This is a genomic window from Thermostichus sp. MS-CIW-38, from assembly GCF_054058415.1.
Map to the genome: position 1 here is coordinate 20,407 of NZ_JBSSAH010000024.1, position 25,016 is coordinate 45,422.

Genomic DNA, 25,016 nt, shown 5'->3' on the forward strand with positions numbered 1-25,016 from the left:
GGGTATGAAGTCAGCGTCCTCGTCTGGTCGCGTCAGCGTTGCAGAGCAACAATGAGCAGAGCAACAATGAAATGCCCGGAGTTTTTCCCTACCGCTCCAGCAGCGAGCCGCCCACAGCAGCAGGGACAAAGGCAGGAGCTGCCAAGCCCGGAGTGAGCAGATGAGGCCGCACCAGCGCCGCCAAGCCAGCAATGAACAGAGGGTCGGTATTTAAGGCGGGCACACGGCGAAAATCGGCAATCCCAGCTCGATGGGCCAGTTCCCGATACTCGATGTCAATCTCCTGCAGGGTCTCGATGTGCTCCGACACAAAGCTAATCGGCACCACCAGCAACTGTTTCACGCCTTGGGATCCCAACTCCAGGATGACCCGTTCGGTATAGGGTTGCAGCCACCGCACCGAACCCACCCGGCTTTGATAGGAGAGGGTGTGGTCATTGGGGCGTCCCACCTGCTTCCAGATCAGCCGCACGCAGGCTTCCATTTCCCGTTGGTAGGGATCCCCGGCCTCGGTGACATAGCTTTCGGGAATGCCGTGGGCGCTGAACAGCACATGCACCCCTTCGGGCTCGGCAAATCCATCCAACTGTTCCCGAATTGCTCTGGCCATCGCCTGCACGTACTGAGGCTGATCGTACCAGGAGTAGATCTGGCAGCGCTCGATGCATGCCAGCTCCGGATCTTCAGCCCAGAGCCGATCCAGCAGCTTAAAGCTGGATCCCGTCGTGCTGATGGAATACTGCGGGTAGAGCGGCAGCACCACCAAGCGGGTGATCCCATCCGACTTGATCTGCTGCACCACCGACTCGATCAACGGATGCCAGTAGCGCATGGCAACATACACCGGCACGTCATAGCCCTCAGCCACCAGGTGGGCCTGCAGTTCTCGCGCTTGCTCAGCAGTAATGCGCCGCAAGGGGGATCCCCCCCCAATGGCCGCGTAGTTGCGGCGGGATTTTTCGGCCCGCAGTGTGGAGATGGCCCAGGCGAAGGCCCGCTGCAAGAAGGGAAACGGCAGCCGGATCAGCTCGGGATCGGCAAACAGATTGTAAAGAAAGGGCTGCACATCGGCCTGGGTCTCTGGCCCCCCCAAGTTCAGTAGGAGCACGCCGCTTTTGGACATAACAAGGCTCATTGCGTTGGCGGTGCGGAGCACCATGTTCTTCTTTATCCACTATCCCACAGCGGGAAAGTGACCTTAAGTTTTTTTGCAGTCTTTCTCAGCTTTCCCCTCAGGAGAAACCACCCGCACCCAAACCTACAAGTCCAATCCGGAGACTCCGTCCCGCTGTCGCGAACAAAGTCCAAAAAGGGATCCCCACCCACTGCAGGGATCCCCGGCATCAACACCCCATTGCCGCTAAGGAGCAGAGCGCTGTCAGAACTCTTGACCGCGGTAAACCCGCTGCAGGGCCGGAGTGACGGGGTAGCGATCAATATCGGCCAGGCTCAACTTCAAGCGCAGCGTATTGAGGAGTTTCCAGTAGGGGGGCACAAAAGCCTTTTCAGGGATGGGTTGGACGGCAGGAGAGGGATCCCCAGGTCGGGCAACCGTCTCCATGGGGCAGCCGCGGTAGCGGAGCGGACGGGATCCGAGGTTAGCTGAGCGCAGATCTCGGCTGGGATCCACCGTCAAGCCGCGAAACTGGATCGCCCCCGGACGAGAGGCTTCCCGATAGCGCAGATAGCCTGCCCACACCTGGGCAATCCACTCCGGCAAAGCTTCGGGCCGAATGTGATAGCGCTCCGGCAACAGACGGTCGTTGAGAAAACCCATCAGCCCAGACCAAACTTGCCAGACAAAAGCTCCGACGATGCGAGCAGCGGGAGACGATGAAATCTTCATGGTGGAAGCTGAAAAATGTAGAGAACCTGAAAAACCGGTGATGCAGCCAGAATTTGCCGTTGATTATATCAGCCCAGATGCATCGGAACGCTCACCCTGAACCTTTTGGCCTCGAGTTTTTCTGCTCACTGGAAAGCAGAAGCCGGCTTGCGGCCAAGCGCGTTGAGCCACCCAAATCCATCGACTACAATAGGCCCAAGGCTTGGGTGTTGCTTTCTCTCTCTGAATCTTTAGCTGGTGGGGATCCTGGAAGCGCACCGACAAGCAAACTTCACTTCAATGACCACTGCACCTAATAGGGATCGACGGATTATGACCTGGCGCGGCGACATCACTCCCATCAATCGGCTGTGGGGATCCCTTCCCTACCTTTTGCCTTTGGTATCGGCTCTGCCCTTGGGCTTTTTGCCCTCTGGGTTGTTTCAATCTCTGCCAGGGCTGATCCCCATTTTTGCGCCTCTGTTTCGTCTGGTGCCCCTGGCCACGGGCTGGCTGGGAATGGGGGTGTCTTTGGCTCTCCTGTTCCTGGTGATCCGCAACACCCGCGTAGCCCATTTTGTTCGCTTCAACACCATCCAGGCGCTGTTGCTCAACATTGCCTTGTTCTTGGTGCAGGTGCTGATGCAGGTGTTCGGCATGCTCTTCGGCAGCCTTGGTCTGGCGGCGATGGTCAGCATTTTGGCCACCACGGCTCTCTTGGGGGTGATTGCCATCACCGTCTACGCCTGGGTGCAAAACATTCGCGGCCACTACGCCGAGGTGCCGGTGCTCTCTGATGCCGCCTATGCCTGGATTCGCTACTAGTTGTCAAGTCCCTGAGGGCCTGGTTGCTACTTTGACGACCTCATCCATCAGCTCTCAAGAAGTGCGGGAGGCGGAGGTGCCGTCGGATTCGAGCTCTTCTATTGGCCAAACCCTCACCCACCTGGACGCCTCTGGCCGAGTACAGATGGTGGAAGTAGGAGATAAGCCCACGGTTGCCCGTTTGGCCACTGCCCAAGGGCAGGTACGCATGTCAGAAACGACTTTGCAGGCTATTCTGGCCGGTCAAGGGCCCAAAGGGAATGTGGTGGAAACGGCCCGCCTGGCTGGGATCATGGCTGCCAAGCGCACCGCCGATCTGATCCCGCTGTGTCATCCTCTCCCCTTGAGCAGCGTCACTGTGGATCTGAATCCGGATCCCCATCTGCCCGGCTTTCTGATCACCGCTACAGTGAAAACCAACGCCCAAACAGGGGTGGAGATGGAGGCTTTGACAGCAGTTTCGGTGGCTGCCCTCACCCTATACGACATGGCCAAGGCCTTGGAGAAGACGATGGTGATCGAACACATCCGGCTGCTGCGCAAGTATGGGGGGAAGTCTGGGCCTTTCGAGGCAGAGGATCGGGATAACGCCGAGAAATGCTGAAAGCTTTGCAACAACCAGAGAGGGGTGTTGGGCTAGGGTTGTTGGTGGGCATTGGGGTGCTGCTCTGGCCCATGCTGCACCAGGGATATCCCATCACTCATTCCACCCACTTCAACCTCAGTTGGGCCTTTCAGTATCAGCGACAGTTTTTCAGCGGGCAGTTCTACCCCCGCTGGCTAGAGTATTCCAACTTCGGCTACGGCAATCCTACCTTTGTCTTTTACCCCCCTCTGTGCATGGTGGCCCCTCTGCCGTTTCGCCTGCTGGGGCTGGATATGCCCGGATCCCTGGTGGCCAGCATGGGCTTGGCGATGGCAGTCTTTGGCGCAGGGCTGTATGCCCTTCTCCGGCAACTCATCCCCTGGGCTTGGGCTCTGGTTTTGGCTCTGGCGGGTATGGCCGGCCCCTATTGGCTGGTGGATATTTACCAACGGGGGGCAATGGGGGAAGTGTGGGCCATTGCTGTCTCTCCCTGGATTTTCTGGGCCTCAGTCCAGGTGATCTGCCGGCCCCAGTCCCTTTGGCCGATTGTGGCCTTAGCCATTAGCTATGGCCTGTTGGTGCTGTCTCATTTGCCAACCCTGCTGCTGTTTACCCTGGTTTGGCTGCCCCTGCCGTGGGTGCTGAGCCGTCGGGATCCCCTCTGGCCCAGGGTGGGGCGCTGCTACTTGGGGTTTGGGCTGGGGCTGGGGTGGACGGCGTTTTATCTGCTGCCAGCCTTTTGGGATCAGCGCCTCATCCAGGTGGAGTTGGTGAATTTTGTCGAAGAGTACATGCCCCAACATCGTTTGATGGTGAGTGGGCTGACCCGGCTCCAGCCGCAACTGACGCAGCACTGGTTTGAAAGCGGCCTGGTAGGGTACTGGATCTGGATGGTGGCCGTTGTCTTGGGTGTTGGAATCCTGATTCTCCCAACTTGGCTGGCCCGCAGGACAAGGGGGATGACCCCGATCCATTCCGCTCGTGCTGGCGAGACGGAGTCCCATGGTGCCTTAGAATCCTCTGCTCCCCTGGCCAAAGCCATCCTGCTCTACAGCTTGGGGGCCAGCTTGGTGGCCCTGCTGATGATGACGGATTTGCTGGGTTGGCTCTACGAGTGGATTTTGCCCCTGCGGCGCATTCAGTTTTCTTGGCGCTGGATGGCGGTGACGGCGGTAACCGTGCCCTGGCTGTTGGGATCCCTGGCCGCCTGGGGGTGGGGACAAAAGGGCTTGAGGATCCTCTTGATTGTGGGGATAGGTCTGGCCATGGGGATACAAAGCTGGCAGGGCTGGCAGGTCTTGTCCAGAGCCTGGTTTGACCCGCAAACCATCCAGACTTTTCAAGAGCTGTCTGCCGCCAAGCAATTTCCCAACGAGCCCCAGGAGCGACCGGGCATTGCTTTTCTCCACATGCACTGGCGCTTTCCCGACGGGCTGGCGCTGGTGGATGTGCTGGAGTACCGACCTCGCCAGGCAACGCTGCCCATGCCGCCCCCAGAGGTGGATCCGCTGCTGCGGTGGCAGGGGGACGTAGTGGATTTTGGACAAGAGCAAGGCAATCTGGAGCCACTGTTGGAAGTGGAACGGTGGAGCTATGGCTATCGTCGTTTTCGGGCCGTTAACCCCACTGCTCAGGATCGATGGGTAGTCCTGCGCACGTTTTACTACCCTGCTTGGTGGGTACAGGTGGATGGTCGCCTCACATCTGCCGAGCACAATGGACTGGGGCTGTTGCAGGTGCGGATCCCGCCGGGGGATCATCGCGTGCAGGTGCGCTATCTGGGTACTGCAGCCGAGTGGATGGGGTGGATCTTGACCGGCCTGACGGGGGTGCTGCTGGTGAAGCTGCGGCGGCTGCTTCGTTTGTTGAATTTGAACGGAGCGCGGAGACAAGAAACTCCAGAGGAGGTAACAGCATGCTGAGTCGCGTGGCCGATTCCATCTACTGGCTCAACCGCTACGTGGAGCGCGCCGAGAACATCGCCCGCTTCATCGATGTCAATCTCAACCTCATCCTAGACTTGCCCAGCGGTCCCGCCCAGCAGTGGGATCCCATTGTCTACACCACTGGGGATCAGGAGCTGTTTTACCAACGCTATGGCCAGGCAACCCAAGAAACAGTCATCCAGTTCCTGGCTTTTGATAGGGATTACCCCAACTCCATCCTTTCCTGTTTGCGGCTGGCGCGAGAAAATGCCCGTTCTGTGCGGGAGGTCATTTCTTCAGAAATGTGGGAGCGGGTCAACCGCTTTTATTTGATGGTCAAAGAAGCAGCTCAGCAAGGCCCCCACCTGAGTCAGCTCCACGATTTCTTCACGGAAGTGAAACTGGCCAGCCACCTATTCGCCGGGGTGATGGATGCCACCATGACCCACGGGGAAGGTTGGCACTTTGGCCAGATTGGCCGTCTTTTGGAGCGGGCAGACAAAACGGCGCGCATTTTGGATGTTAAGTATTTTATTTTGCTGCCCTCTCTGCAGTACGTGGGCACGGCTTTGGATGAGTTGCAGTGGATCGCCTTGCTGAAGTCGGCCAGTGCTTATGAAATGTATCGGAAATACAGCCGCCAACACCGCATCAATCCCAGAGAGGTGGCCTCTTTCCTGATTTTGGATCGGCAATTTCCCCGCTCCATTCAGTTTTGTCTTATTCATGCGGATCGATCCCTGCACCAAATCACCGGCACCCCAGCCGATACCTGGCGGGATCCCAGCGAGCGAGCTTTGGGCCGCCTGCGTTCTGAGCTGGACTACCTAACCATCGACGACATTATGGAGCAGGGCTTACATGAGTTTCTCGACAAATTGCAGCTACAAATGAACCACGTTGGCGATTGCATCTACGAAACTTTCTTTGCCACTCGCCCCTTGCAACCGTCTGAATCCTCTCTACTCTCTCAACGTCAAGCCCAACTGACATGAACGGCCTCGACTCTAAATGCAACGAGAAAAACAGGACACCTGGCCAATTGGGCTGGATCGGCAGCCGACGGGAGTAGATGAGGCAGCCTTTATTGCCGCCAATGTCACACTGATCGGCGATGTCCATCTTTCGGAAGCGGTGAGCATTTGGTACGGGGCTATCCTGCGGGGGGATCTCTCGCCCATTGTCATTGGCCGCCGCAGCAATATCCAAGATGGAGCCATTCTGCACGGGGATCCCGGACAGCCGACCCTGGTTGGCGAGGAAGTGACCGTAGGCCATCGAGCGGTCATCCACAGTGCCCACATCGAGGGGGGATGTCTGATCGGGATTGGGGCCATTATCTTGAACGGGGTCACCATCGGGGCAGGCAGCATGGTGGGAGCTGGAGCAGTGGTCACCCGGTCTGTGCCACCCCACTCTTTGGCGGCGGGGATCCCGGCCAAGGTTATCCGCACCCTCACCGAGGAAGAGGTCGAGCAACTGCGCCTTCACGCCCAGCACTACGTGGATCTGGCGCTTCAGCATGCCAGCTGCCTTGGTCAGTGGAGCAGATGTTCGGGCGAGCGGCTCTGAACCTATTTTGCAAGCCGTCTCTCAACAGCCGGGATCCACACAGAGCACCCAGGTATCTTTGCTGCCGCCCCCCTGGGAGGAGTTCACCACCAGAGATCCCTTCTTGAGGGCGACGCGGGTCAGCCCCCCTGGGTGAACATAAATGTCCTTGCCATAGAGGATGTAGGGCCGCAAGTCCACATGACAGGGTTCTAGACGGGGGCCTTCTCCCCGATCCACCAAGGTGGGCACGCGAGAAAGGCACAGGGTGGGTTGGGCGATGTAGTTGCGCGGCTGGGCGCGGATTTTCTCGGCAAAAGCAGACCGCTCTGCCGGTGTAGCCTGGGATCCCATCAGCATGCCATAGCCGCCTGACTCGTTGGCTGCCTTCACCACCAGCTTGTCCAGGTTTTCCAGTACGTACGCCTGATCCTTAGGATCCCAGCAGAGGTAGGTGGGCACGTTGGGCAAAATGGCTTCCTCTCCCAGATAGTAGCGGATCATCTGGGGCACATAGGCGTAGATCACCTTGTCGTCCGCCACCCCCGTTCCCAAAGCGTTGGCGATCGCCAGCCGCCCCGACCGGTAGACCTCAAACAGGCCGGGTACCCCCAAGAGGGAATCAGGGCGAAAAGCAAGGGGATCGATGAAGTCATCGTCGATGCGGCGGTAGATCACATCCACCCGCTGCAGCCCCTTGGTGGTGCGCATTTGCAAATAGCCATCGGCCACCACCAGATCCCGCCCTTCCACCAGCTCCACCCCCATCTGCTGGGCGAGGAAAGAATGCTCGAAGTAGGCGGAGTTGTAGATGCCGGGGGTGAGCACCACCACCGTTGGATTGGCCAGTTGCGGCACCAGGTTAAGCAGAGTATCCAACAAATGGCTAGGGTAGTCGTCCACCGGGCGGATCCCCATGGTGTTGAACAGGGAGGGAAAGGTGCTTTTCATCACCCGCCGATTTTCCAGCACGTAGGAGATTCCCGACGGACAGCGCAGGTTGTCTTCCAGCACGTACCAAGTTCCGTCCCGATCCCGCACCAAGTCGGTGCCGGTGACGTGGCACCAAATTCTCCCCGGCGGGTTGAGCCCCACACAGGGCCGCAGAAATCCCTTGGCCGTCTCGATCAGCTCGGCAGGGATCACCCCATCCTTAAGGATCTTCTGGTCGTGATAGACATCGTCGATGAACAGGTTGAGGGCGTGGATGCGCTGCTTGAGACCCTTCTCCAGCCGCTGCCACTCGGAAGCCGAGACGATGCGGGGAATGATGTCAAAGGGGAAAATTCGCTCCGTGCCCTGGCTATCGCCATAGACGTTGAAGGTTACCCCCATTTGAAAGAGGGCCGCCTGTGCTGCCGCTTGCCGCTGCTGCAGTTCCCCTTCTTCCAGAGAATGAATGCGCTCAATCAACGGGATCGCCTCAGGACGGGGCTGGTTACGCCCCAAAAACAGCTCGTCGTAAAACCCCTCGCCCGGGTCGTAGGCATCAAAACGCACGTCTGGGATCCCTGGAACGCTATCATCTTCTTCTACTTCTTCTACTGTTGGCGGCTCTGGATCTGCATAGTGTGCTTTCAGCTACTTTTAGCCTGGTAAAAAGAAAGGACTCCGTCCCGCTGACGCGAAAGGACTCCGTCCCGCGGACGGTGGGTTGGCCAAACCAGGGGGGGAGCTCTAGGGATCCACCACCTCAAAGGCCCACAGACCTCGCTCAGCAGGGATCCGGTGCAACCGTCCGCTGGGAAAACGCCGTTGCAGTTCTGCCCCTTGCTGATCCCATACCCACTCGTTCATGAACAGGGTAAACGGTGGCTCCAGCGCCTGGATGGGCAACACCTCAGGGGAAAACACCGCTACCTTTTGTTCCCGTCCGGCAAAAAATTGGATCCAGCTTTGCCAATAGTGGGGTTCCCCCCAGCCGAAATAGGGGTAGGCAGCGCTGGCGGCCAGATAGAAGCGGTAGTCGGGATCCCCTTGGCGAGCTGCCACATAGCGCCCGGTGGCCCCCACATCATTGCCTTGAGTCCAGCCCTTGAAGACAAAATCTCCGAAGATTGCCAAGTTCCATCCCCCAATCGCCAGGATCGCGCCCCCCATCGCCACCGCTAGCAACCAACCTCTTGCCTGAGATCCTGCCCACTCCAGAAGACCGCTCAGCGCCCGCAGGAGCACCTGGATCCCTTCTAGGGTGAGGTAGGCCACGAAGGGCAGAATGACCAGCAGGCGGGTGTAGTTGGGGGCTTTGGTGATGGCAAAGCTAAAGAGCAAGTAAAGAAACAGGAAACTGCCGATACAGAGCCAGTCGTGGGGTTGGCTGCGCTTCTTGAAAAGGCGGTAGAGGCCGGATCCCAGCCCCAGCCAGATCAAAGCCCCCGTCAAGGGATCCACAAAAGCATGGCCGTAGTTGGGATAGATGTAGCCGCGGTCGTGTTGGCTGCGGTCGTTGAACATACTCAGGCCGTTGAAGATGTTGCGCCAGACCGCCTCCTCTGGCGTAGCCGCATTCACCCACATCTGTTGTAACGCCCGCCCTTCCGGGAAAAAGAGAAATTGTTGGCGAGAGTACTCGGCGCTCACCGCAGGTGCTGTGACCGTGGCCACCAGAATGGGCCCAGCCACCAGAAAAAAGCCCAGCGCCGCGGGCACCGTCAGCTTAGCCAGGACCCAGAGGGGATTAGCTTGCTTGTTTTCTCCTCGGAGATCCTCCCGGCCCAGGAGCAGGTACAGAACTCCAAACAGCAACCCCAGCAGGATCACCACCCGCCCCGGCAAATAGCCGTAGAGGGAGAAAGCCGCCGCTCCTCCCCCCAGATAGAGCAACAGGGGATTTTTTTCCCGCACGCCCTTGAGGAGCAAGGCCAGGGCCGCACACTCCACCAGCACAATCAGGTTTTCCCGCATGGCCATGCGGCTGATGCCCAGCAAGGCGTGGTTGGATCCCAAGAGGGCCGCCCCCGCCAAAGCCAGCCGGGATCCCCAAAAAGCGCGAAAGAACCCATAGGCCACCAGAATGGTGACGACCCCGAAGGCGGCATGTACCGTGCGCACATTGAGCAGCGTGACTCCCCCCATCAGCCGCGTCAGGCCGCCGAAGAGGCTGAACATGAAGCGGGGGAAATAGAAATACTCCGGCATCAGCCCAAAGATATCGGGATAGCGCACCCCTGAGGCGCGACGGGCCATGGAGGTGATCACAATCTCGTCAGTATTGATCTGAAAAGGGATGTTGGGCAGGTCGTAGAGGTAGATCGGGGCAAAGACCAACACCAACAGCCCCAGGTGCAACAGCTCCTGTTGCCAGCGCAGCCGCGTCGGATCCCAAGGGGGTTGAGCCGGGGAAAACTGCGCCCAATACAACCCCACCAGCAGGATGCTCAGCAGCCAGAGGCCAATCTGCAGCACGTGGTAGCCGGACAGCCCGTACCAGAGAGTCAGGGCTATTCCCAAGCCCAAGCCGGATCCCAGCAGGGGCAGATGCCGGGAGGTCATCACCCTATCCCAAACCGCCATAGAACCGATACGACTGGAATCAGGAACGAATCGATCCCTCTCAGCCTACCAGGCGCAAGATGCTCGACAAAACCAGAACTCAGTCAGCGCCCTCCCCCCTAGTCTTTCTCCCAAGGGGCGAGGGGGAGATCAGAAAAGGTTGGAATCAAAACTTTGCCCCACCTGTTCTAGGGATCGCCAACAGGGATTCACAAAATCAATAACCCCGCATCGGCTCCGCCTCTGGCTCCAATTCCGGATCTATGAAGTTGGACGGATCGTAGAGGAAGCGGTTGACCTCGTCCTCAATGCGATAGATCTCGAAGGGCTCCAATTGTTTGCCAGTTCGCAAGGCCAGCAGGTAGCCATCCACTAGCAGACGTAGCTCATCGGTGCGCCGGTAGCCCCGCTGCCAGGTATCCACCAGAGCATCGGTCAAAGCCTGATAGTGCCGGATCAACTTTGGGTCTTGCAACATGGTGTTCCCTTGCCCTGCCTGTTTCTATCCTAACGTTTGGTGTCTCTTTGTAAGCGGGGATTGCGAACGGGATCCCGAAGCATCGTCTCTTCTTGGCTTCAAGCCATGGGCAGGTGCAGCCGCGAAGGCGTCTCGCCGCCGCTGTGGAGAGTGATGGTGAGAATGCGGGCCTCAATCAGCCGCTCTTCCCGCATTCCCGTGCCTGTGTTGACAGGATAGGCCGGAAAACAAGCCGCGCTAAGGCTGAGGCGCAGAGCATGACCGCAAGGAATGCGAATACAGGTGGGCTGACAGGGAATCAGAATGGGGGTACTGGGCTGGGGATCCCGTAGGCGACAATAGCCTTGGGAAAAGTTATACACCTGCCCATCGGGCCTTACCACCGAGAGCACAGCGCAAAGATCGAAACTGGGGCTGTCGGCCTCCGCGTACACCTCCACAGCAATGTCCCCGACCAGAACCAGCTCGGCTTGCAGCGGCGGAGTGGTATAGGTCAGGACATCGGTGCGGCAGTCGAGGGCGGAGCGCTCTTGCGGCCCGGCAGGCTGAACTAGGTGGCCCCCCAAGGCCGGCACCGGTCGCCAGGGATCGTGAACAAAGGTATCCGATTGTTGCGTCGGCGAGGGTTCAGGGCGAAGGGATCCCTCTGCTTCTGAAAGGGCAGCCAAGCCGGTGCTGTGTAGGTAAAAAGCTTTTGGCTCAGGGGTAGGCCAAGCATCAAAGCCGCGCCAGCGGTTGGATCCCATCTCGAACAGGCGTACCGGCGGCTCCTGGAGGATCCCTGTATCTTTGCCTTTGAGGAACTGGTCAAACCAGCGCACCTGCAGGCGATCGATGGGGCTGACAGCCTCTGGGCCGAAATCCAACGCCCCCACTTTGCGGCCCCAAGGGAGATGGGCCCAAGGGCCGATGATCAGGTATTGAGGGTTCTGGCTGCGGGCGCTCATTTCCTTGTAGAGGCGCAGGCTACCACTCAGGTAGCTGTCAAACCAGCCGGCAATGTGTAGCATCGGCAGATCCACCGCCTCTAGACGGGGAGAGAGCTTGCGCCAGTATTCATCCGGCTCACTGTGCTCCAGCCAGTCGAAGTAATAGGATTGGGGGGCATACTGCTGCAACACCCCCGGCTTGAGGGGGATAGGGTCGTAGAGGGGGAGATTGCGGGCAGCTTTCAAAAGCGCTTGGTAGGCATTGGCATCCCCCCTGAGACGCGCCCCTTCGGTCTCCAGTTGCAAGGCCCAACTGAGGTTGTTGTAGAAGGCAAAGGCCCCCCCTGGGTAAGCGGCATCGGCATAGAGATCGTAAGGCAGCATCGCCGGGCAGATGGCCTTCAAGGCGCTGGGACGGGTAGAAGCCGCATACAGCTGGGTCATGCCCTGATAAGAGAAGCCGTACATGCCCACTACGCCGTTGCTCCCCGGCAAGGCAGCCGCCCAATTGACGGCGTCAAACCCGTCTTCCACCTCATGGCGGAAAGGGTAGAAGGATCCCTTGGAGGTTCCCCGTCCGCGCACATCCTGGATGACCACAATGTACCCCTGGGCCGCATACCACCTGGGATGGGCATACACCACCGTCGAGGCAATGGCCCGCCCATAGGGCTGCCGCATCAGCAAAACCGGGTAGCTCCCCTCCCCTTGCGGGCGATAGACATCCGCGTCCAGTTGGATCCCGTCGCGGGTGAACATGGAAACAGTTTCGCGGGGGCGAACGGGCAACATGGCCTGGGTTGGGCTAGCGGATCTTGCCAAAGGGATACCAACCAAGGACAACCTAAGGGATCCCTGGGTGGATTCTTCCTAAGATAAAACAGAAGCCCTTATGAGAGGGAGAAACTCCCACCAGAGTTTGAGCCCCTTCCCTGGTATTGCCCTTGATCTCCGGCCTGCTGGCGCAAACGCAGCCCCCTCCAGACCCCTCTTTTATGGCTTTTATGGATTTATGGAAACAGAGACCCTGGGAAAAGATTTGTCGGAGCATGCCTCTAACCCCCAAAACCCTGAACTTTGCTGAATTTACTGAGCTTTAGGCGGTTTGGCAAAAGTCATTGAGAGGGATATAGTAGACCAAGTTTCCCCCTGATCCTTGAGTCCACCGCAACGGTTGCCGGGAAGTGAAGGGGGAAAGCGCTCGGGGGGTATTCCTCAGGGCTTTGCGGGATACCGCCTTCCTGTTTGGACTCCGTCCCGCTGACGCGAACAGAGATAGGCAGGATGCGATCGCTTCTTTCCCGAACCATGTTCAGGAGAGTTCAGCGTGAATGTATCAGTACCCCTGACTTCCAACCTCTACAGCTCCCAGAGCCATTGAGGCCTAAGCCTCAGCAAATGCCCTTCTCCAGCCCCCCGACAGCACCTGCAAATCCTCCTCATCCAAGTCCGCAGGAGTGCCGGAGCGGATGAGCTCGGCAAAATCTTCGTTGGGCACCATGAAGCAGAGGGCGTAGAGGCGGCCTGGGCCGGTATTGTGGATTTCATGTACACCGGTCGGCGGTACCAGAATGCTATCTCCAGTTTTGATGGGGGCCGCTTTTCCATCGCAAATGGCCAGGCCTTCCCCCTTGAGAACAAAAAACATTTCCACAGCCATTTGATGGCGATTTGGAGGGGTTTTGCCTCCCTCATCGAAGATCTCCACACAAAAGGTTAGAGAAATCTGAGCATGAGAAGGATCGAACACGATGGCCAGGCGATTGGTATCGTGGGGGCTGATGCGAAAAGCCTGATAATCGGCAGGGGTTTTAACAATTGGAATCACGCAGCGGGAAAGCGTTTGCATCCGGATCCTCCGCTCAAGAGATGAGGGGTGAATAGTGGGCAAGTGCTAACAGGGGAGAGCCGCGAGCAAATCTGAGGAGGAGGCGACAAAGCCAAAGCACTGCTTGACGTTGTAGAGAGTAGCTAGCAAACAGTATTCAGGAGAGGTGGTGGCGGCGCAGTCTTCCAGCAAAATGCAGTCGTAGCCGAGGAAATTGGCGTCTTGCAGGGTGGTCATGACGCACTGGTCGATGTTCACACCGGCAAAGAAGAGGGTGGTGCGCCCCAGGTTTTTGAGAATGCTATCGAGAGGCGTATCCCAAAAGCCGCTCATGCGGAACTTGTCCACCCAGATATCCTCGGGTTTGACTTCCAACTCCTCCACTACGGACGCACCCCAACTGCCGTGAGTGAGAACCAGAGACCCGTTCTTGGGCAAGGGATCCCCGAGTCCCACCCCTTCTCCGGTGGGGTTGTACACATGTTGCAAGCCAGCACTGATGTTGAGCAGGTCGGGGCGATTCCCCCAGTTCACCCACACAATCGGCACTTGAGCTTGTCGTAGGCGCGGCAACAGGGTTTTCAGAGGGCCGATGGGAGCCCGCGCCGGTGTGACATCGACGCCGATGCTGGCCAGCCAACCGTCGGGGTGACAAAAGTCGTTTTGCATGTCGATCACCAGCAGCGCCGCTTTGGCCAGATCCAAGCGCAGGGTTTTGCTGGAGGTGGGCAGCAGGATGGGCCGGGGATCCAAGGGCGGACGGGTGATGTCGGCCATTTCGGCATTCACGGCCCAAGCATTGGGAGGGATCCCAAGGGTCTTCAAGGGGCGATTGGGGGTGCTCATGGATTCTCCGCTCGCGTCGCGCAGCAGTGGGATCAGGTGGGGCGGATGACCCACAACTACGCTCGACCTTAATGCACAGCCAACCTCACTTTGGAATCGTAGGCTACACTTTCTCACCTTATTGACGCATGGGATCCCCCAGGGTCAGTCGATAGGGGCTGAGATGGAGATCAGGAGAAGAAAAACCGAGGAGATTTCCGAAAAGCTGCCTAGGGATTCCCCTCTGCACGCTATGCTGTAGAGACCAAGGTTATGTAGAAATATGAACATCTTGCGGCAATATATCTTTCCTGCCCTCATCCTGCTGGTGTTTCTGTTTACCCTGGTGGTGGTGAGCATCCGCTCGTTTCTGCCGGAGGATATGGCCCAGCCTGCCCCCCTAGAAGAAGCAACGCCTGTGGCCCTTTCTGCAAACCCCTGAGGATGGCTGAACAAGGGATCCCTCTGCCTGTGGGTTATCGTTGGCGCATCGGTTCAGCCTGGGATCGGCCCTGGGTGCGACGAGGATTGCAGGCCACGTTGCAGGAATCTTTTCCAGAGCAAAGCAACTGGGATCACCTAGAAGAGACGCTGGATCGCCTCTTCGACCCACCCCGCACCCCCTGCTGGTGGATCTTGAAAGAAGAAACTGCAGAGCCGGTGGGCTGTGTTTGGGCCGGCATCTCCACAGATCAAGCCACCCATCGGCGGGTAGCCTACATTTTTCTGCTCTGGGTGGATCCCGCCCATCGTCGGCAGGGCCTGGGCAAGGCCCTCATTCAGCAGGTGGAACGATGGGGATCCCAGCAGCAGCTGGCGGCCATCACCCTGCAGGTTTATCGCCATAACCAGGCTGCCCTCAATTTCTACAAGCGGGCCCATTTCTCCGTGCAAGGCTACTGGCTGTACAAACCCCTCGGCGCCGCTGGCGTGGCAGAACCAAAAGATTATGAAGTTTTGTAAATAAGCTGGGATCCGCTCTCAGTTGCTCTTTTGATGAAAGCGGTGGCAAAGACTGGAGGGAAAGCCCATGTCCAGACCTGTCAAACTCAGTGAAGCTGAGGTCCAAGCCAAGCTGGAAAATCTGCCGGGCTGGTCTTTGCAGGATGGGAAGCTGCATCGCCAATTTCAGTTTGGTTCCTTTGTCGAAGCCTTTGGCTGGATGAGCAGTGTGGCCTTGGTGGCCGAGAGCATGGGGCACCACCCCGAATGGAGCAATGTCTACAACCGCGTGCGGGTGGATCTCACCACCCACGATGCCGGGGGCATTACAGAACTGGACTTTACCCTGGCGCAACGCATGAACGAGCTGGCCAGCTAGACGCTTCAGTACCCAACTTTGGGGATCCCTCAAAGCCGGCTTGGCAGAGGATCCCCATTTTGTCGCTGCCTCAAAGTTGTGTTGGATTGTGTTGGGAGCTGTGTCGGTCTGATAGACTAAGCCTAAGGTTAAGAAATGATAATTTTATGAACGTGCTGGTTGTGGGGGCGACGGGAACGCTGGGCCGTCAGGTGGTGCGCCGAGCCATCGAAGAAGGACATCAAGTCACCTGTCTGGTGCGAAATCCGGCAAAGGCTGCTTTCTTGAGTGAATGGGGCGCTCAACTGAAAGTGGGAAATCTGCTTCAGCCCAGCACCCTCAACTCCGCCATGGAAGGCATCGAGGCGGTGCTCGACTGTGCCACGGTGCGGGTGACCGATACCCTCAGCGCCCGTCAGGTGGACTGGGATGGCAAAGTTGCCCTGATCAATGCAGCCCGAGCTGCCCAGGTGAAGCATTTTATCTTTTTCTCCATTATGGGTGCTCACCACGAGTACCCCAACGTGCCCCTGATGAATTTCAAGCATCACATTGAGAAGTATTTGGTTGGATCCCAGATGCCCTACACCATTTTCCGGCCAGCGGGCTTTATGCAGGGGTTGATCGGCCAGTACGCCATCCCCATCTTGGAAGAACAAATCGTCTGGGTAACCGGCGAGGGCATGCCAACGGCCTACCTAGACACCCTAGATGCAGCCCGGTTTGCGGTGCGAGCTCTCACTGTAGAAGCTGCCAAGCAGCAAATCTTTCCCTTGGTGGGGCCCAAGGCTTGGACGGCTCGAGAAGTCATTGCCTTGTGCGAGCAGCTATCCGGCAAAAAGGCCAAAGTCAGCACCATGCCGCTGGGACTGCTGAGAGGGGCGCGCAAGGTGGCGCAGTTCTTTCAGTGGAGCTGGAACATTGCCGACCGGCTGGCCTTCGTCGAGGTGATTGCTGCCAAAGAACCCATGCACGCCGATATGACGCCTGTATGCGAAACCCTGGGGATTGAACTGGCCTCTCTGACCTCTCTTGAGGACTACCTGGCGGAGTATTTCCAGAAGATGTTGAAACGGATTCGCGAGCTGAAGGTCAAGCAACCCAAAGTCAAAACGCCCTTCTAGGTCGTTGTTCTCAGTCTTCTCGGCAATTTCACAGCAGCTTGAGCAGCAACCTTGGGAGAAGGGGTGGACGGGGTCGTGTTTGCGTAAGCGGATGCCATAGCCCCAACTACTGGGATGAACTCCCAGACACTTCCCAGACGCTTTTTATTGACACTGCGCCATATTCAAGTTGGCGGAGATCAACCCGTACCATAACACAAAGCCGCTCTGTCGCGACAGCGGGCCGTAGGCCTTCGCTTTGGCGGTGCGGAGCGCTAAACCCAGTTTTCTTGATCATTCCCTGTGTCCAAACAATCGCAAATCCTTAGGTTCCCAAGGGGTTCATTTCCATCTACGCTTTAGAGAGTGAGGGGGTGACAACGACAGAGGTTATTCTGCTCCCCCTGCTTGAACTATAGATTTTTGTCTATAGTTTTTATCGGAAAGTTCAATTTTTGTCTATCTCGGTTCGCAGCTAAGATGCTGCTTAAGATTTTTTACAGGATCTCAGCAAGTGTTCCAGTTTGGCCAAGATCCCTGGCCGAAGGAGGATTATGAGCTTGAACGGGCTGGTCACAACTGCATGGCTGATTCCCCTCTACGCCTTGGTGGCGTGGGCGGGAGCGCTGATCTGGTCCCCAGGAATCACCCGGCGCACGGGACCACGTCCGGCAGGTTATCTGAATGCGCTCTTGACGTTGATGGCCTTCCTGCACAGCGTGGGGGCGCTGGTGGCAATTTGGGATCAGCCGGCGCAGGTCATTCGGTTGCCCTGGCTACAGGTGGGGGATCTGATGTTAGAGCTGCCGCTGCAGGTGTCATCGGTAACTCTGGGGGCCTGCGCTGTGGTGACGGGGCTGAACCTGGTGGCCCAGATCTACGGCTTTGGCTACATGGAAATGGACTGGGGCTGGGCGCGGTTTTTCTCCCTGCTGGGCCTGTTTGAGGGGGGGATGTGTGCCTTGGCTTTGTGCGACTCCCTCTTTTTCAGCTACGTGATCCTGGAGATTTTGACCCTGGGCACTTACCTGTTGGTGGGCTTTTGGTTCAACCAATCGCTGGTGGTGACGGGAGCGCGGGATGCTTTTTTAACCAAGCGCATCGGCGACCTGTTGCTCTTGATGGGGGTAATCGCCATCTATCCCCTGACCGGCTCCTGGGAGTTTGAGGATTTGGCGGCCTGGGCAGAGGCGGTGCAGGCAGGATCTGTCACTGTGGATCCCACCCTGCTGGCCCTGGTAGGGCTGGGGTTGCTGGCTGGCCCGGTGGGCAAGTGTGCCCAATTTCCTCTGCACCTGTGGCTGGATGAGGCGATGGAAGGGCCGATCCCCTCGACGATCTTGCGCAATGCGGTGGTGGTGGGCACGGGGGCCTGGGTGTTGATTCGCCTGCAACCCCTCTACGAGCTTTCCCCAACAGTGCTAAGGGTGATGCTGACTATCGGCAGCTTGACGGCGGTGGGGGGATCCCTAGTGGCCTTGGCCCAGATCGATGCCAAGCGGGCCCTGTCTTATCTGGTGAGCGCCTACATGGGCTTGATCTTTGTGGCGGTGGGCACCGGTCATCCCCAGCAAGCCTATGGGTTGCTGCTGACCTATGCGCCCGCGATGGCCCTGTTGGTGATGGCGCTGGGCATGGTGATCTGGAACAGCATTACCCAGGATCTGCGCTATCTAGGAGGCTTGTGGTCGCGGCGCCCTATCTCGGGGCTGTGCTTCTTGACCGGGATGGCTGGAATCATCGCTTTGCCGCCTTTCGGTTCCTTTTGGGTGCTGACGGATCTCTGGCAGCAGTTGGTGCAACCGGGGCAGGGGTTGTGGGCGGCAGTTGTGCTGGTTACCAATGCGGTGACGGCGCTGGGGCTAACGCGGGTATTTGGCCTTGTTTGGGGGGGCAAACCGCAGCAGATGAGCGAGCGCTCGCCAGAGGTGCATTGGCCGATGATGCTGCCCAGCACCGCCATGATGGGGGTAACGCTGCACATGCCCATGATCCTAGCGGCACTAGGTCTGATTCCCGCTCTGGAAGGGATCCCTGTTGGGGTAATGACGGGATCCAGCTTGACAGGCATTGCCTTGGGAGCCTGGCTGTATCTGCGTCCGCAGCGGCAGCCGGTGGACTGGGCCTTCTTGGCCGACTGGCAGGATCTGTTGGCCAACGACTTCTACACCCCCAAGCTCTACCGGGCCAGTGTGGTGTTTGTGGTGCGCATCATCTCTGAGATCACGGCCCTGTTCGATCGCTATGTGGTGGACGGCTTGGTGAATTTAACCAGCTTGGCGGTATTGGCGGGTGGACAGGTTTTGAAATACACCACCTCTGGCCAGTTGCAAGCCTACGTGCTGACGATTGTCGTGGGGGTGGCCCTGCTGGGCTGGCTGATTCTCTAGGCTTGGGCGATAGCGGGACGGAGTCCTTGAATAAAGAGGAAAGAGACCATGCTGAGTGCCTTGATTGTGTTGCCGATTCTGGGATCCCTGCTCCTGTTCTTAGGCTTGGGGGGGCGAAAGCTGGCAGTGGCCTTGGCCGGGATCCTGCTGGGGATCTCGCTGCTGCTGTTTGCCAACTTTGACCTGCAAGCGGAAGGGCTGCAGTGGGTGCAGCGGTGGGATTGGATCCCGGCAATTGGGCTGAGCTACTCCCTGGGCCTGGACGGGTTTTCCCTGCTGATGGTGGCTTTGAATGGGCTGCTCACGCTGATTGCGGTGCTGACAGCTGAGCCAGAGGTGAAGCGGCCCAACCTCTTATACGGCTGCATTTTGTTCATGAGCGGGTCGGTCAACGGGGCTTTTGTTGCCCAGAACCTGCTTTTGTTCTTCTTGTTTTACGAGCTGGTGCTGATCCCGATCTATCTGCTGATCTCCATCTGGGGCAGCGGCAAACGGGATTATGCTGCCATCAAGTTTTTGATTTACACCGCCGTTTCCGCCATCTTTCTGTTGGGGGCCTTTTTGGCCATCTACTGGCTGGGGGATCCCCATAGCTTTGAGCTGCTGGAGATCCGCATCACCTCTCTCAGCCCTGTTGCCCAGACCTTGACGCTGTTGGCCTTGATCGTGGCTTTCGGCATTAAGATGCCGCTGATCCCCTTCCACACCTGGTTACCTGATGCATACGGGGAGTCGTCGCCGCCAGTGGCCATCCTCCTGGGAGGGATCCTCTCCAAGTTAGGCACGTACGGTCTGTTTCGCTTTGGGCTGCAGTTGTTTCCCCAAGCTTGGGCCGACCTGGGCGGGATCCTGGCCTGGTGGGGAGCCATTGCCGTGCTGTCGGGGGCTTTGGCGGCCATCGCCCAAAAAGACATCAAGCGCATGGTGGCCTACAGCTCCATCGGCCATATGGGCTACATCCTGCTGGGCATGGCGGCAGCCACCCCCATTAGCCTGACCGGGGCGATGGTGCAGATGGTCTCTCACGGTCTCATCTTGGCGCTGCTGTTCGATTTGGTGGGCTTGGTGGAGCGCAAAGTGGGAACGCGGGATCTGAACGTACTCAACGGCCTGCTCAACCCCTTGCGAGGCTTGCCCACAGTGAGCGCCCTGCTCATCTTGGGGGGGATGGCCAGCGCCGGGATCCCTGGCCTGGTGGGCTTTGTGGCGGAGTTTTTGATCTTCCAGGGCAGCTATCAGGATTTTCCTTTGCCGACTTTGATCAGCATCTGTGGCACCGGTTTGACGGCGGTGTACTTTGTGATTTTGCTGAACCGCACCTGCTTTGGCAGGTTGGACAACCGCACCGCCTACTACCCGCGCGTGCATGGCTGGGAGCGGATCCCAGGGCTGATTTTGACGGCCTTGATCGTTTGGTTTGGGATCCAGCCCATGAGCCTGGTGAAATGGCCACAACCCTTGGCGTTTACCCTATCCACCCAGGTGGCTCAAGCGCAAACGCTTATCCTGGCCTCGGCTGGCGATCTTGCCGATTCTCCCTAGGGAGCTGGGCTGCCTTCTCTGGAGCAGATCAAGGCAATCGGGAAACTTCCAGGAATTGAGATCCCAGGGAATGACCTCAAGGAGCCAGAACTTTTGAAGAGTTGGAGACTTCTTCCTTCTATGACGACAACCCTTACAACCCGCAAGCTTCCCCCTTCTACCCATCCTTTTGCGGATATAGTCCACCGCCTGGAGGCAGGGGGATCCATGCTGCCAGATACGCCGGAAAACCTGATGCAAATTATCGGCCTCTACAAAGCCTATGCCGTGCCAATGGATTTCTACTGGCGGGATCTGCTCTACATTGCCGAGCAGGTGTTTGTGGATCCCTTGCCTTTTTTCAAGTTCATCATTCCTGAAGAGTATCTGAAGCTGGCCAACCACTACGCGGGAGATAACGCGGATTTGCGCATTTGGCGAGGCCAGGCTACGGCCCATCCCGAGCTGCTGGAGTTCATGGAAAAAGGGGAGCTGAAGCGCAAGCTGCCCAGGATTTTGCATCACCTCTGGCATGACCGCATCAACATGGAATTTGCCGAAGAATGTATGCGGGCCATGCTCTGGCATCGGGACATGGGGGGCTTGCTGGATCCCTACATGGATTCCGAAGAATACAAGCAAAATGCCGACCGCGCCATCCGCGCCTATTGCCAGGGAAACCCCCTGTTGATGGGGCTATACAAGCTCTTCCCCGATATGTTTTTGGAGCTGTGCCGCCAGGCCACCATGTACTCGGTGTTGGGCCTGTTTTGGGAGGTGATGGCTCCGGTCTTTTTTGAGATGAGCGATCTCTACGATGAAGGCAAAATTACCAGCGTGCCGGAGGCGATGAACTTTCTGGTCAACGGGATCTTCGCCATTGCCGGACGACCCATCTACCACCGCGTGCGTATTCGGGGAGAATGGTACGATATTGTGCCCAAATCCAAAGGATTCACCTGGCTATATGAGGCTGCCTTCCCCTATGTAGAGGCCGTGTTTTATCGCACCTCTCCTTTCCGCGGCACTAAGTCCTACAACGCCCAGGCCAACGAAGTTCCCACCAACCAGTTGGACTTCCACTACGGGATCCTCTACGCCGATAAGTTTCCGGTGGGCACCGCCGGGATCCCGCCCACGCTCTTGCACCAGGATATGTACCACTTTTTGCCCCAGTATTTGGTGGAGTATTATCGCAAGCATTGCCGCGGCGAAGAGGACATGCTGATTCAATTGGGGGTTAGCTTCCAGCGCTCCATGTACAACGTCACCTCAGCCGTGATTCAGGCGGGAAGGGCCGCTTTCTTGTATCCCCTTGATGACCCAAATCCGCGGCACTTGATGATGAACCGCCGTTATTTTGAGGGACAACTCAATCGCTTCACCCGACCGGAATATGGGATCCGGGAAGCAGCCCGCCTCGCCTACATTCAGGATCAGAATTATCGCTAGCCCGTGGCAACTTTAATGATCCCAAAGCCTTTCGAGCAGCAATCCAGTTAGCAACAACTTCACAGCAAAAGGATCCCGGCCATGCCCGATATTGTTGATATTGCCGTCTCTGCTGAGGGCTTTTCCACCTTGGTAACTGCCGTTAAAGCGGCAAACCTGGTGGATACTTTGAAAAGCCCCGGCCCCTTTACCGTTTTTGCCCCCACCGATGCGGCTTTTGCCAAGCTGCCCCCTGGCACCATCACCACTCTGGTGCAAAACATCCCCCAACTGACTCGCATCCTGTGTTACCACGTGGTGCCCGGCCGCTTGAAAAAGGCAGATTTGGCCAAGTACCAAAGTGTGGGCTCGGTAGAGGGATCCCCCATCGACTTGTTGATCGAAGGGGACGTTTTCGAGGTCAATAACGCCACCGTTATCCAAGCCGACATCGAAGCCGATAACGGCATCATCCACGTCATCGACACTGTCATCCTGATGCGGCCCCACTGGTTCTGGCCGATTATGAACTCCGCCTTGGCTGCCTCGGCCAGAGGATAGACAGATCTATCCTGAACCGAGCTTGGGGAAAGTGCCTGGGTGAACCCTCTCCCCCTCTCCGCAACTTTATAGGTACGGTCAGAGATTTCTGCTCCGCGTGCAGTCTACACCATCCCCCGCCCCCCACAGGGTGGGGATTTTTGTCTCTCGGTAGCAGTGATGTCGCCGTCTTTTAAACCCAGAGATGAATCCGAAGCTTGGCCTGATACGTACCTTATTTAGCCTGTTCTCTGACCGAGGAGCTTTTTTCCATGTTGTTGATCGGTTTTTCCCTTCGGCCTCGTTCAATTTTCGAGGTTTTTTGCGGCTTTTGCCTGGTTGCTGTCTTGTTTCTCAGCGGTTAAGGAAGCTTTACAAATCTCACAACCCCACTTCTACCCATTGCTAACTTTGGCCCTGGACATATTCACATTGCTCAGCCGCAGCCAGGACAATCTTTCGCCCAGGCCACAGGGCCGGTGGTCTTTGTCTTGAACATGTTGCCGAATCCAGGCAATCAGTCGGGGAATTTCCGACTGGAAGCCAACCTCACCCCTGAGCAAGTCTCCAGCTTTTTGGCCGGAGCTTACTACATCAACATTCACACGCAGGCCAACCCGCCGGGCGAGTTGCGAGCCCAGGTGGTTTTCCCTCGCTAAGGTTTGATCCAGTACCCCATCTGGGATCCCCGCAGGTGAGGGGATCCCTAATTTTTGCGGACGGATTGGCTGTTCTGTGAACTCCCCCACGGTCAGTCGTGCCGGCAGGACAGAGTTTCTGTGTAGCTCCTGGCCAGCAGCTTTCGGTAGTCCTGGAGCTGGCCTGCCAGTCCCCTTTACAGAGCGAGCTGTAGGCTTCACCTCTGGGCTAGCTGTGGAGCGCCAAGGGAATAACTACACAGGTTGCTGTCCGCCCACAATGGCCCGACAGCGAATGTAGGGGCCGCCTGCATCCACCTTGGCCGGTTGACCCTTGCCACAATGGCCGGATCCCAAGTCCCACAGGAAGTCCCGCGAGACGGCATCCACCGATTGCAGCACCTCAAAAGCATTGCCGGTGATGGTGACACCGCGCAGCAACTCCGCCAGCTTGCCATCGCGAATGCGGTAGGCCCGCTCTACCCCAAACATAAACTCGCCGGTGGAGTCCGCCTGCCCGTTCCTGGCCCCATCCAGGAAGTAGCCATCGGGAGTGCTGGCGATGATTTCCTCTAGCGTTTGGGATCCGGGCTCGATGAAGGTGTTGCGCATGCGGATCAAAGGCTCATCGGCGTATTCCCAGGCGCGGGCATTGCCGGTGGGCTCCACCCCAAAGTGGGCGGCAGTTTCGCGGTTGTGGAGATAGCTGACCAGAATGCCGTTTTGGATGATGGTGGTGCTTTGGGTAGGAACGCCCTCGTCGTCCACAGGAAGGGTTCCCCCTGCCCCTGGCATAAACTCCGAATGGCCGGAGTCTTTGAGAGTAACCCAGTCGCTGGCCACCCGCTGCCCCAGCTTGCCGGCAGCCACAGAACCCGCCAGGACAAAATCCGCTTCGACAGTGTGGCCAATGGCCTCGTGCACCAATAGCCCCACGATGGAAGGCGACAGAATAACCGTGGCCCATCCCCCTTCCGCGTAGCCTGCGGACAACAAGTCAACAGCGGTAGCAGCCGCCTTTTCCGCCATCTGCAAGGGATCCGAGCGGAACAGGCAATCCCATCCCCCCGTTACCCCAATGGCCTCGGAGCCACTGCTGAGCTGGCCGTCCGCTTCGGCCACCGCCTGAACTCGCAGCTCGGGGCGCACCAGACGAAAGGCCACATCCGCCCCATCGGTGGTGACGATGGCTTTTTCCTCGTAAATCTCGTTGTAGGTGCAACTGGCGGAGCTAATTTGGCGGGAAGCCTGCCGGGCCTGCGCCTCGGTTTCCAGAGCCAACTGGATCTTCGCCTCCAGCGGTTTGTTCAACACCTCCTCCACACCGGGCTCGCAGAACTCCCCTTGGGCCAGCCGCACACTGGGCAGGGATCCCAGCTTTTGTTTGCGGTAGTCGGCGCTGGCTTGGGCGGCACGGCGAGCTTCAGCGATGGCCTCCCGAATAGCAGCCGGCGAGGGATCCCCGGTGGCAGCAAAGCCCCAAGTGCCGGCCTCCAACACCCGCACCCCCACTCCGGAACGGCGACGAACCGCGGTGCGCTCAAGGCGGCCCTTCTCGGCAGTGACGCTGCGGAACACCTTGCTGTGGTAGCGCAGTTCCACAAAGCCAGAGCAGTCCCGAAGGATGTCGCGCAGAAGGTCTCGCATAGCAACAGGGAGATGGGTGTAGTCCTCAGTCCAGCATAGCCCGATCCTGGAAAGTCGATGAGCTGCCACGCCGAGTAAACTACCCGGCACCCGCGCTATGCGCAGGGTGCGGGCTTTATCCCAATCCCTAGCGGCCCCAGAGGACAGCTAAGTTTCGGAATTTCAGGCGAGTTTACAGTCGC

The 25,016-nt window shown here is 58.1% G+C and carries 23 protein-coding genes; 14 read left to right on the forward strand and 9 right to left on the reverse strand.

What is annotated here, in order from left to right; all coding sequences use genetic code 11:
* Positions 1 to 88: 88 nt before the first annotated feature.
* Together hemH and ACVWXZ_RS09305 are read right to left on the reverse strand one after the other, a co-directional pair.
* Entirely contained in the window at positions 89 to 1,123 is a 1,035-nt protein-coding gene (gene hemH / locus ACVWXZ_RS09300; protein WP_457482435.1) for a ferrochelatase, read from the reverse strand.
* 255 nt (positions 1,124 to 1,378) lie between these two features.
* Positions 1,379 to 1,846, reverse strand: a complete 468-nt coding sequence (locus tag ACVWXZ_RS09305; RefSeq protein WP_457482425.1) for a hypothetical protein — start codon at positions 1,844 to 1,846, stop codon at positions 1,379 to 1,381.
* A gap of 312 nt (positions 1,847 to 2,158) precedes the next feature.
* Here ACVWXZ_RS09305 and ACVWXZ_RS09310 point away from each other — a divergent pair, with 312 nt between their 5' ends.
* The 5 genes from ACVWXZ_RS09310 (at position 2,159) to ACVWXZ_RS09330 (ending at position 6,733) form a co-directional block, all read left to right on the forward strand.
* On the forward strand, positions 2,159 to 2,650 hold the full coding sequence (locus tag ACVWXZ_RS09310; RefSeq protein WP_414328739.1) for a Tic20 family protein: 492 nt from the start codon (positions 2,159 to 2,161) through the stop codon (positions 2,648 to 2,650).
* A gap of 76 nt (positions 2,651 to 2,726) precedes the next feature.
* Complete coding sequence (moaC, locus tag ACVWXZ_RS09315; RefSeq protein ID WP_457482436.1) at positions 2,727 to 3,254, forward strand: cyclic pyranopterin monophosphate synthase MoaC; 528 nt, start codon at positions 2,727 to 2,729, stop codon at positions 3,252 to 3,254.
* Entirely contained in the window at positions 3,248 to 5,158 is a 1,911-nt protein-coding gene (locus ACVWXZ_RS09320; protein ID WP_457482426.1) for a hypothetical protein, read from the forward strand. The genes moaC and ACVWXZ_RS09320 overlap by 7 nt, the downstream gene beginning before the upstream one ends.
* A complete protein-coding gene (locus ACVWXZ_RS09325; RefSeq protein ID WP_011434401.1) occupies positions 5,152 to 6,156 on the forward strand; it encodes an alpha-E domain-containing protein in 1,005 nt (334 codons plus the stop codon). The genes ACVWXZ_RS09320 and ACVWXZ_RS09325 overlap by 7 nt, the downstream gene beginning before the upstream one ends.
* A gap of 16 nt (positions 6,157 to 6,172) precedes the next feature.
* Positions 6,173 to 6,733: a gamma carbonic anhydrase family protein gene (locus ACVWXZ_RS09330; protein ID WP_457403438.1), complete on the forward strand. Its 561-nt coding sequence runs from the start codon at positions 6,173 to 6,175 to the stop codon at positions 6,731 to 6,733.
* Between the two features lie 21 nt (positions 6,734 to 6,754).
* On the opposite strand, the gene ACVWXZ_RS09335 is transcribed toward ACVWXZ_RS09330, so the two are convergent.
* From ACVWXZ_RS09335 to ACVWXZ_RS09360, 6 genes are all read right to left on the reverse strand, one after another.
* A complete protein-coding gene (locus ACVWXZ_RS09335; RefSeq protein WP_457482427.1) occupies positions 6,755 to 8,212 on the reverse strand; it encodes a circularly permuted type 2 ATP-grasp protein in 1,458 nt (485 codons plus the stop codon).
* A gap of 177 nt (positions 8,213 to 8,389) precedes the next feature.
* Complete coding sequence (locus ACVWXZ_RS09340; RefSeq protein WP_457482428.1) at positions 8,390 to 10,204, reverse strand: glycosyltransferase family 39 protein; 1,815 nt, start codon at positions 10,202 to 10,204, stop codon at positions 8,390 to 8,392.
* 217 nt (positions 10,205 to 10,421) lie between these two features.
* Entirely contained in the window at positions 10,422 to 10,682 is a 261-nt protein-coding gene (locus ACVWXZ_RS09345; RefSeq protein ID WP_011434405.1) for a DUF6761 family protein, read from the reverse strand.
* Between the two features lie 98 nt (positions 10,683 to 10,780).
* Positions 10,781 to 12,403, reverse strand: a complete 1,623-nt coding sequence (locus tag ACVWXZ_RS09350) for a CocE/NonD family hydrolase (RefSeq protein WP_457482437.1) — start codon at positions 12,401 to 12,403, stop codon at positions 10,781 to 10,783.
* A 592-nt stretch (positions 12,404 to 12,995) separates the two neighbouring features.
* Complete coding sequence (locus ACVWXZ_RS09355; protein WP_011434408.1) at positions 12,996 to 13,460, reverse strand: cupin domain-containing protein; 465 nt, start codon at positions 13,458 to 13,460, stop codon at positions 12,996 to 12,998.
* A 45-nt stretch (positions 13,461 to 13,505) separates the two neighbouring features.
* Positions 13,506 to 14,285, reverse strand: a complete 780-nt coding sequence (locus ACVWXZ_RS09360) for a cysteine hydrolase family protein (protein ID WP_457482438.1) — start codon at positions 14,283 to 14,285, stop codon at positions 13,506 to 13,508.
* 262 nt (positions 14,286 to 14,547) lie between these two features.
* Between ACVWXZ_RS09360 and ACVWXZ_RS09365 the strand changes: the two genes are divergently transcribed.
* From ACVWXZ_RS09365 to ACVWXZ_RS09405, 9 genes are all read left to right on the forward strand, one after another.
* Positions 14,548 to 14,706, forward strand: coding sequence for a hypothetical protein (locus ACVWXZ_RS09365; RefSeq protein WP_414417802.1), 159 nt, complete (start codon positions 14,548 to 14,550; stop codon positions 14,704 to 14,706).
* 2 nt (positions 14,707 to 14,708) lie between these two features.
* On the forward strand, positions 14,709 to 15,227 hold the full coding sequence (locus tag ACVWXZ_RS09370; RefSeq protein WP_457482429.1) for a GNAT family N-acetyltransferase: 519 nt from the start codon (positions 14,709 to 14,711) through the stop codon (positions 15,225 to 15,227).
* Positions 15,228 to 15,294: 67 nt separating this feature from the next.
* The gene (locus tag ACVWXZ_RS09375) at positions 15,295 to 15,585 is read left to right on the forward strand and encodes a 4a-hydroxytetrahydrobiopterin dehydratase (RefSeq protein ID WP_457482430.1); all 291 of its coding nucleotides are present in this window, start codon (positions 15,295 to 15,297) and stop codon (positions 15,583 to 15,585) included.
* 146 nt (positions 15,586 to 15,731) lie between these two features.
* Positions 15,732 to 16,688: an NAD(P)H-binding protein gene (locus tag ACVWXZ_RS09380; protein WP_457482431.1), complete on the forward strand. Its 957-nt coding sequence runs from the start codon at positions 15,732 to 15,734 to the stop codon at positions 16,686 to 16,688.
* A 533-nt stretch (positions 16,689 to 17,221) separates the two neighbouring features.
* A complete protein-coding gene (locus ACVWXZ_RS09385; RefSeq protein WP_457482432.1) occupies positions 17,222 to 19,057 on the forward strand; it encodes an NAD(P)H-quinone oxidoreductase subunit F in 1,836 nt (611 codons plus the stop codon).
* Positions 19,058 to 19,105: 48 nt separating this feature from the next.
* Positions 19,106 to 20,599: an NADH-quinone oxidoreductase subunit M gene (locus ACVWXZ_RS09390; protein WP_457482433.1), complete on the forward strand. Its 1,494-nt coding sequence runs from the start codon at positions 19,106 to 19,108 to the stop codon at positions 20,597 to 20,599.
* Between the two features lie 120 nt (positions 20,600 to 20,719).
* Positions 20,720 to 22,030 carry a CO2 hydration protein gene (locus ACVWXZ_RS09395; protein ID WP_457482434.1) on the forward strand — a complete coding sequence of 437 codons (1,311 nt, stop codon included), beginning with the start codon at positions 20,720 to 20,722 and terminating at the stop codon, positions 22,028 to 22,030.
* A gap of 81 nt (positions 22,031 to 22,111) precedes the next feature.
* On the forward strand, positions 22,112 to 22,570 hold the full coding sequence (locus ACVWXZ_RS09400; protein WP_414357838.1) for a fasciclin domain-containing protein: 459 nt from the start codon (positions 22,112 to 22,114) through the stop codon (positions 22,568 to 22,570).
* Positions 22,571 to 22,950: 380 nt separating this feature from the next.
* On the forward strand, positions 22,951 to 23,208 hold the full coding sequence (locus ACVWXZ_RS09405) for a CHRD domain-containing protein (RefSeq protein ID WP_414374720.1): 258 nt from the start codon (positions 22,951 to 22,953) through the stop codon (positions 23,206 to 23,208).
* 234 nt (positions 23,209 to 23,442) lie between these two features.
* Here the strand turns inward: ACVWXZ_RS09405 and ACVWXZ_RS09410 are convergent, their stop codons facing one another.
* On the reverse strand, positions 23,443 to 24,834 hold the full coding sequence (locus ACVWXZ_RS09410; RefSeq protein WP_457403430.1) for a TldD/PmbA family protein: 1,392 nt from the start codon (positions 24,832 to 24,834) through the stop codon (positions 23,443 to 23,445).
* Positions 24,835 to 25,016 lie beyond the last annotated feature (182 nt).